Raw genomic sequence first — 7,617 nt, 5'->3', positions numbered from 1 at the left:
TTTCCGTCCTTGAGCCACCGGTGCAAGGTGGTCTTGGAAAGCCTGTATGTTCTCTCTACTTCCAATTGCCTCAACAGCATCCAGCATTACCTCGTTCAACCAAATCTCATATTCTTGCTTGTCTGGCACGGTTTCAAATGGCGGGTCAACTTCAATCCGTTCACCGTTGACCACCACGAAATCCTCACCAATCTCCTCTGTAGTATACATCATTCTTGCCTCCTTGTCAAATGCTTCGGGCAGGTTTGTGGAGGAAAAGTCAGTTATCCGGTAACTGTTTCATCCTCCCTTCACGGTATCCCCCCATGTTTTCTCTAGAAGGATATCTTGTGCCTTCTCATGTTCACATTTATCAAGAGCCCCATAGCCGTCAAGTTAGTAATCAGGGAGCTCCCTCCGTAACTCAGGAAGGGCAGGGGCAGGCCCGTGATGGGCATGACCCCCATGGTCATTCCAATATTGACAAAGACATGAAACGACCACATGGATGCGATCCCGGCTGCGATGAGCGCTCCGAAAACATCCTTGGCCTGCCCGGCAATGGAGAGCGCCTTAAGGATGAGTATGAGGTAAAGGCACAGTAATATGGCGCCACCGGCAAACCCCATTTCCTCCCCCACCACCGAGAACACGAAGTCGGTGTGCTGGAAGGGAAGGAAGGCGAGCCCGCTTTGGGTCCCGGAAAACAGGCTCTTACCCGTAAGCCCCCCGGAACCGATGGCTATCAATGACTGGATTATGTGATAGCCTGAGTTGAGTGGATCCATGCTGGGGTTCAGGAATACGATGAGCCGCTTGACCTGGTACTCCCTGAGGGGAAGCTTCATGCCATATTCCAGGTGCATGTACAGGGCACCGACAACGCTCGCCAGGGCAGTGCCCACCAGGATACCCAGCTGGCGCAAAGGGGCGCCAGACACGAACAGCATGCCTAGGACCACGGCGACAAATACCAGGGAGGTGCCCAGGTCAGGCTGCCTCAAGATGAGGAGCATAGGCACAAGCGTGTGAGCTAAGGGAATCCCCAGGTCCAGCCAGGACTTCCACTTCCCCTGCTTGTGAGCGAGGAGGTTCGCCAGGGTGAGTATGAGGACCACCTTGGCGACCTCGGACGGTTGCAGAGGCAGCGGTCCCACCTGGATCCAGCGCTGCGCCCCCAGGGTCTCCTTGCCAAACGCCAGTACCGCCAAGAGAAGGCCCAGGTTGCTGATGTAGAAGAGATTGGACAAATACCTGAAGGTGTGGTAGTCAATGGCTGCCGCCATCACAGCCAAGCTCAACCCTATCCCTAGTGCCAGGACCTGCTTCTTCACGTAGTAGAGGGAGTCCCCCTCCACGGCTGTGGTTCTGGTGGCGCTGGCGATGACCAGCAGCCCTGCCCCGCAAAGGGCCAATACTGTCACTACCAGGACCCAGTCAATCCTTTGCAGCCGTCTCTTGGTCTCCACAAACTCTACCTCATTTCCCCCGTTAGGTAGCCTCTTTTCACCCGGACAATGGGGATGTTCGCGGAGAGGGCCACTTGGCTATCCCCGCGGTCGATGTTGATTTCCATACCCTTTTCGTCTATGTCCATATACCGGGATATCGCCTGGACGATGTCCTCCTTGAGCATCTCCATGATCTGGGGGGCTACCTTGGCCCTGTCGTGCACCAGCACCAGCCGGAGCCTTTCCTTGGCTACACTCTTGGACTCCTGGCCCTCCCGGTGCCCAAACAGCCGGCTGAAGATTTCCATTCTAGCACCCCCCTGGTTCAAAGCCCACCAGTTTCCTGAGGCGTCCCAGGAGGCCCGCAGGGGTCGCCAGGGGCATGCAGGGCACGTTTTCTCCATTGAGTCTCCGGGCCACGTTCCGGAAGGCCTGTCCCGCCTTGGAGCCGTTCTGGAGCACCGCGGGCTCACCCCGGTTTGTCGAGACGATGATGGACTCGTCTTCCGGTACCACGCCAAGGAGGTCTATGGCCAGGATATCCAGGATGTCCTCGATGTCCATCATGTCCCCGCGCTTAACCATCAGCGGTCTGATCCGGTTGACCACCAGCTTTGGGGGGTATATCTCCTGGGCCTCCAGGAGCCCGATGACACGGTCCGCGTCCCTGACTGCGGCAACCTCAGGCGTGGTGATGATGATGGCCAGGTCCGCCCCGGCAATGGCATTTCGAAAGCCTTGCTCTATGCCTGCGGGGCAATCCACCAGGACGTAGTCGAACTCCTCCTTCAGCTCATCCGTGAGGCTCTTCATCTGGCTGGGACTCACTGCGGTCTTGTCACGGGTCTGGGCAGCTGGGAGCAGGTAGAGATCCTCAACCCTCTTGTCCTTTATCAAGGCCTGGCGAGTACGGCAGTAGCCCTCAACCACGTCCACCAGATCATATACGATGCGATTTTCCAATCCCATGACCACATCCAGGTTCCTCAGGCCAATGTCCGCATCCACCAGCACCACGCTCTTGCCCAGCACCGCCACTGCCATGCCCAGGTTGGCGCAGGCAGTGGTCTTGCCAACACCACCCTTTCCCGAGGTGATCACCACGGTCTGCCCCATACGCCATCCCCTCCTCTGCTCGCGCCACTGTAGTTCTCCACCACTATGCGGCCATCTTGCACCCTGGCCAGTTCAGGTCCGGAGGGCAGGTCCTCTCCGTCAGGGGGCCGTCCTACATGCTCAGCAATCCTGAGCTGGATGGGCCTCAGGCTCACCGCCGCCACTATGGAGGTGGCGTCCCCTGACGCCCCTGCGTGGGCCACTCCCCTGAGGCTTCCCAGCACCACGATGTCGCCGGTGGCAATGACCTCCGCGCCAGGGTTCACATCCCCGACGATGACCACATTGCCCTCGTTCCTGACCTCCTGCCCCGAGCGCACCGTACCCCTAACCAGAAGGGTGGGAAGATCCCTGCCCCCTGGCAGCGAGGGGCCGTCTTCGGCGAAGGCCTTCACAGGCCCGGAGCGTAGGAGGGTAGTCCCCTTGCCCTCCTCGGCCCGGGACCTCTGCCCACCATGAACCACCCTGACCAGCCTCATACCTCCATGGCTTGAGACCAGATCCTCCAGGGCCTTGAGTTCACGAGGCAGGATCCTCCTATCGCCGAGGTCAACCGTAACATCAAGCCCGGAGAAGAGGTCCCCTGAGGCCTGAAGCCTCTCGTCCAGCAGGGCACGGATGTGGAGGAAGTCTCCTTCATCGTCAAGGACCACCAGGAGCCCAGCCTTGGTGCTTCTTAGGGTGATCCGTTCCGCCATGGAACCCCTCCTCAGGGCGGCCTCCTGGGAGGTATTCTTCAAGATCCTTCCAGTTCCTCCCTGGCGGGGATCTCTACGGGAAAACCGAAGTAGGCCTGGAGTATCTTCTTTGCCACGGGTGCCGCGGCCCTAGAGCCGCCGCCCCCCTCTTCCACAATGACAGCCACGGCTACCTGGGGATCAGCGAAGGGTGCGTATCCAACGAACCAGCCGTGGTCGTCCCGGCCGAGCCTGGCATCCATCTCCACGGTCCCTGTTTTGCCTGCCACCGCTATGGGAAGGTCCGTAAAGAGATGCCCTGCCGTGCCGCCCGGCTGGGTGACCTTGAGCATCCCGTTTCGGATGGCGTCAAGATGAGCGCTGGCCACCCCAACGGTACCCACTACCTTGGGTTCCAGCTGCCGCACCGGTGTCCCGCCCGGGTCGAGCACCTCCTTGACAACCTGGGGCTGCAGGCGCTGGCCGGTGGCCAAGGCCGAAGCGTACACCGCCATTTGAAGCGGCGTGTAGCGGTGGAACCCCTGGCCTATGGATGCATCCAGGGTCTCTGCGTCATACCAGCGTGGGTCTCTTATACCGGGGAGTCCCTCTTCAAAGGCCTGCTTCTTCCAGGCGGTACTGGGAACCAGGCCCAGGTTCTCCCTGGGCACAAACTGGATCCCGGTGGGCTCGCCAAGACCGAGCTTGGCGGCATACCGGGCAATGCTATCTATCCCGGTGCGGTAGCCTATCTCATAAAAGGCCACGTTGCACGACTGGGCTATGGCCTGCTCAAGGCTGAGCGTGCCGTGACCCCTTCTTTCCCAGCACGTCTTGGGCATGACCCTCCAGTAGACCCCCGGGTCGTAGAAGGTCTCTCTTGGGTGGATCCTGCCAGTCTCCAGGGCAGCTATGGCCGTAACCATCTTGAAGGTGGAGCCAGGGGCGTACTCGGCCGTTATGGCTCGGTTGCTGAAGGGAAACAGGGGGTTCTGCTCCAGGGTTAGCCAAGCCTCCAGGCTGATCTCCCCCGCGAAGAGGTTGGGATCGTAGTCGGGGATGGAGGCCATGGCCAGCACCTCTCCGGTCTTAACGTCCAGCACCACAGCGGCCCCGGCTCCAACCCGTTCCTGGGGCATCAAGGGGTCCTCCCGCAGGATCTTCATCTGCTCCAGAAGTGCCTTTTCCGCCACATCCTGGAGATGGGCGTCGATGGTTAGCACCAGGCTGTTCCCGGGCACAGGGTCCACCTGCCTAGGGAGGGTCTTGATGCGCCGGCCGCGGGCATCCACCTCTACCTGGCGCCCGCCGTGGGTACCGTGGAGCTCCAAGTCGTAAAGGGCCTCGACACCTGCCTTGCCTACCATGTCCCCCATGCGGTACCCCTGTTCGGACAGGCGTGCCAGCTCCACATCGTCGATCTCCCTGAGGTAGCCCAGCACATGCGAGGCAAGGTTGTGGAAGGGATACTCCCTCATGGGCTCAACCTCAAGGATAACCCCGGGGAGCTCGTGGGAATTCTCATCGATGATGGTGTATACCTCGGGGCTCACATCCCTCTTGATGCGCAGCGGCTGGTAGAGGGGAACACTGGCGCCCCGGGTTACCCTTTCCTCCATTTCGCTTGGAGCGATGTCCAGTATGGAGGCAAGCCTGCGGAGCACCTCGGGGTCGGGAGAGGAGGCTCCCATGCGCACCAGGGAGACAGTGAAGGCTGGCCGGTTCGTTGCCAGCACCCTGCCCTCCCTGTCAAAGATGATCCCTCTGGGAGCCCGGAGGAGCTCGATCCTCCGGCGGTTTCCATCAGCCAAGCGGTTGTACTCAGCGCCCTGCACCAGCTGGAGCTGGGCCATGCGTCCCGCCAGCAAGGCAAAGCCCACCAGGACAAGCAGCACGAAAACGGCTATCCGGTTCTCTATCTTGCCCTGGGACAACTCTACACCTCCGATATGAGGTCAGTGCCGTTCTCCGAGTCTGCCTCATCTGATGACACTCTCGGTTCCTACCCAACCAGGAGTCTCGTCGAATCTTGCGCTTCAGCCAGCGCTCCCGGGACGGTAGGCTTCGAGCGCCGAACTGGCGGCCAAGTTCCGTAGTTTCACCGCGGCGTTCATGTCCCGGTGATGTTCGCTCCCGCAGTCTGGACAGGTCCATCGCCGGATTTCGAGCGGCAGTTTGTCCAGGACATGGCCACAAATCGAACAGATCTTTGAGGAAGGATGAAACTATCCGCCCTGCGGGGCGCACTTTGACACTTCATACAGCCAGGGCACGCCACCTTGCTCGGCGGGCAGCTTTTTGAGACGGCAGGGTTCAGGTGCAGGTCGATGGCCGCTGGCGACTCCTGTCCTGCTGCGTACGCCTGTTGTTTGCGCTCGAGCCCCCAGTTATATGCACACCGCGCTGCGCCGGCGTGATCCAGCAGCGCCTTTATCTGCGCGCTATTCGGGTCAAGTTCCCGCTTATAGCCTCTCATGCCATCTCCGCCGCCTTAAGGGCACGACGGGCGCGACTTCGTGACGCTCGCCGTCGGGGTCACTGTATCTACGAAACTTGCGTGATATCCAGCTTCTGTTCTCCGGCCTCCATCACTACCAGCTTCCGGCCTTGCGCGGCAAGAGCTGCTTCGATGTACTCAACGCCAAAGCGAGCGAGCCGATCCCGGTGCTCAACTACGATGGTCGCTACCTTGGGGTTTGCTAATTAGTCGCAACAAACGGGTCCTCTTTCCATTCAATCCCGATCCGATCTCCTCGACAACGTCAATACCTGCAAATCCGCATCCTGCGGCGAACATTCGAAGGCGATCCATTTGACGCCTCAGATCGTCCTTCTGATCAAATGAGGAAACTCGACCATAGAGCACGGTTTTTCCGGCAGGTACCGGCTCATCCAGACATACCATTATGCGCCCGGTAGGCGTCTTGGCGGTAGGAACGGGCAATTTGCCCGCGTAATACCAGCGCTGTTCCGTTTTGTAACTGATTCCATTCTGTTTAGCCAAACCGATAGTTTGACCCTCATAGTCTTAGCATGACAGGCTTGGCTGTTAAATACCCCCAGGTTCAGATGGAACGGAGCGAAACCGCCTCAGGCCACGGAAAAACAGGGGAAGCAGCAGTGCGTTATACAATGCCCTGTACACCATGGTCCTCAGCAGCGTGTAGGTGGGGAGCCCCGCGTAGCCTGCCAGACCCATCGCCGAGAGGATTACTATCTGAGAGGCAAGGCTAGCTGCAAAGCCCACCAGGACTAATACGGGAAGGCTATCCCTGAACACCTTCTGGCCTGACAAACCCGCTAGACAGGCCACCCCGCCATTGGCCAGGGCATTCAGGCCAACGAACCGCCCCAGGAGCAGGTCCTCCATGAGGCCGGCGAAGAACCCCATACGCAGCCCGGCCCCCGGGCCAAGGCGCATGGCTGCAGCCAGAGCCACAAGCAGCAGGAAGTCTGGAGTGGCCCCCTTTACTCTCAGGAAGGGACCAAGGGACGTCTCGAGCACCAGCGCGGCTGCTATGAGGATGGCGTAGTGGTGTACCTTCAAGGCCCGCCCTCCTCTATGCCCGAGGTCTCCCTGAGAATGAGAACCTCCTCCAGGCGGTCAAAGTCTACCGACGACTCAATGGCAGCGTATTTCACCAGTCCGAACTCCTCCACTCCCACCCGCGTGACAGTGCCGATGAGGAGCCCTTCCGGAAACACGGTACCAAGGCCCGAGGTCACAATGGGATCTCCAGGCCTGACCTCGGCATCCCGGGAAAAGAACCTCATGTGAAGCACATTTGAGCCTTCGACATCTCCCTCAACCATGCCTGGGTCCCGGGAGCGCTGCACCCGGCCGCCCACCCGGGCATCCCTGCTGGTGAGCAGCATCACTGTGGCGGTGTTGGGCGTTACCCGGACCACCCTTCCCACGAGGCCCTGCCCGGTCACAGCGGGCTGATCCTTGGCAACCCCCGCCGCTGACCCCTTGTCCACAATGACGTAGGAGAACCACTGGTCCGGGGGCCTGCCGATGACCTCGGCCGGGATGAAACTAACGGGGTTACGCTCGCTGAAACCCAGCAGGTGGCGGAGCCGGGCATTCTCCCACCGGAGATCCCTCACCTCGTTCAGGAGCACGGCGTAGTCCGCTACCTTGTCTGCCAAGGCCTGGTTCTCTGCGTCTAGATCCCAGAGGGTCACCACCTGCTGGTAGGTGTCACGCACCCCCCGGGAGACGGTGGTTACGACCTTCTGGGCAGGAGCCAGAACCTCACTGAGGGCCTGCTCTCCCCAGGTTACGCCGTCCCTCTCTCTCGTGGTGAAACTGATTGCCGTAACCAGGCCTATCACCACTGAGAAGGCAAGAATGACACGGCGGTACCTTATGAGGCCCCGCACGGAGATCA

General features: G+C 60.2%; 10 protein-coding genes and 1 pseudogene. All 11 read right to left on the bottom strand.

The window, feature by feature from the left end:
• Nucleotides 1-210: hypothetical protein (locus AB1576_06835; GenBank protein ID MEW6081474.1), on the bottom strand; the 210-nt coding region annotated here is incomplete at its 3' end.
• Nucleotides 211-314: 104 nt separating this feature from the next.
• Complete coding sequence (rodA, locus tag AB1576_06830; GenBank protein MEW6081473.1) at nucleotides 315-1,448, bottom strand: rod shape-determining protein RodA; 1,134 nt, start codon at nucleotides 1,446-1,448, stop codon at nucleotides 315-317.
• A gap of 5 nt (nucleotides 1,449-1,453) precedes the next feature.
• On the bottom strand, nucleotides 1,454-1,738 hold the full coding sequence (gene minE, locus AB1576_06825; protein ID MEW6081472.1) for a cell division topological specificity factor MinE: 285 nt from the start codon (nucleotides 1,736-1,738) through the stop codon (nucleotides 1,454-1,456).
• A 1-nt stretch (nucleotide 1,739) separates the two neighbouring features.
• Complete coding sequence (gene minD, locus AB1576_06820; GenBank protein ID MEW6081471.1) at nucleotides 1,740-2,546, bottom strand: septum site-determining protein MinD; 807 nt, start codon at nucleotides 2,544-2,546, stop codon at nucleotides 1,740-1,742.
• Nucleotides 2,528-3,286 (bottom strand): septum site-determining protein MinC, encoded by a 759-nt coding sequence (minC, locus tag AB1576_06815; protein MEW6081470.1) that lies wholly within the window; start codon nucleotides 3,284-3,286, stop codon nucleotides 2,528-2,530. Before minC ends, minD begins: the two co-directional genes overlap by 19 nt.
• Nucleotides 3,283-5,157: a penicillin-binding protein 2 gene (gene mrdA / locus AB1576_06810; protein ID MEW6081469.1), complete on the bottom strand. Its 1,875-nt coding sequence runs from the start codon at nucleotides 5,155-5,157 to the stop codon at nucleotides 3,283-3,285. The genes minC and mrdA overlap by 4 nt, the downstream gene beginning before the upstream one ends.
• Before the next feature lie 102 nt (nucleotides 5,158-5,259).
• On the bottom strand, nucleotides 5,260-5,430 hold the full coding sequence (locus AB1576_06805) for a zinc ribbon domain-containing protein (GenBank protein ID MEW6081468.1): 171 nt from the start codon (nucleotides 5,428-5,430) through the stop codon (nucleotides 5,260-5,262).
• Nucleotides 5,431-5,579: 149 nt separating this feature from the next.
• A pseudogene (locus tag AB1576_06800) lies at nucleotides 5,580-5,699 on the bottom strand (helix-turn-helix domain-containing protein).
• Between the two features lie 192 nt (nucleotides 5,700-5,891).
• Entirely contained in the window at nucleotides 5,892-6,035 is a 144-nt protein-coding gene (locus AB1576_06795) for a hypothetical protein (protein MEW6081467.1), read from the bottom strand.
• Nucleotides 6,036-6,272: 237 nt separating this feature from the next.
• Nucleotides 6,273-6,770, bottom strand: a complete 498-nt coding sequence (gene mreD / locus AB1576_06790) for a rod shape-determining protein MreD (GenBank protein MEW6081466.1) — start codon at nucleotides 6,768-6,770, stop codon at nucleotides 6,273-6,275.
• Nucleotides 6,767-7,609 carry a rod shape-determining protein MreC gene (gene mreC / locus AB1576_06785; GenBank protein MEW6081465.1) on the bottom strand — a complete coding sequence of 281 codons (843 nt, stop codon included), beginning with the start codon at nucleotides 7,607-7,609 and terminating at the stop codon, nucleotides 6,767-6,769. Before mreC ends, mreD begins: the two co-directional genes overlap by 4 nt.
• Nucleotides 7,610-7,617: the final 8 nt, after the last annotated feature.

It is taken from the genome of Bacillota bacterium, assembly GCA_040754315.1.
Taxonomy (GTDB): Bacteria; Bacillota; Sulfobacillia; order DUSP01; family JBFMCS01; genus JBFMCS01.
This window is presented reverse-complemented; position numbering and strand designations above follow the sequence as displayed.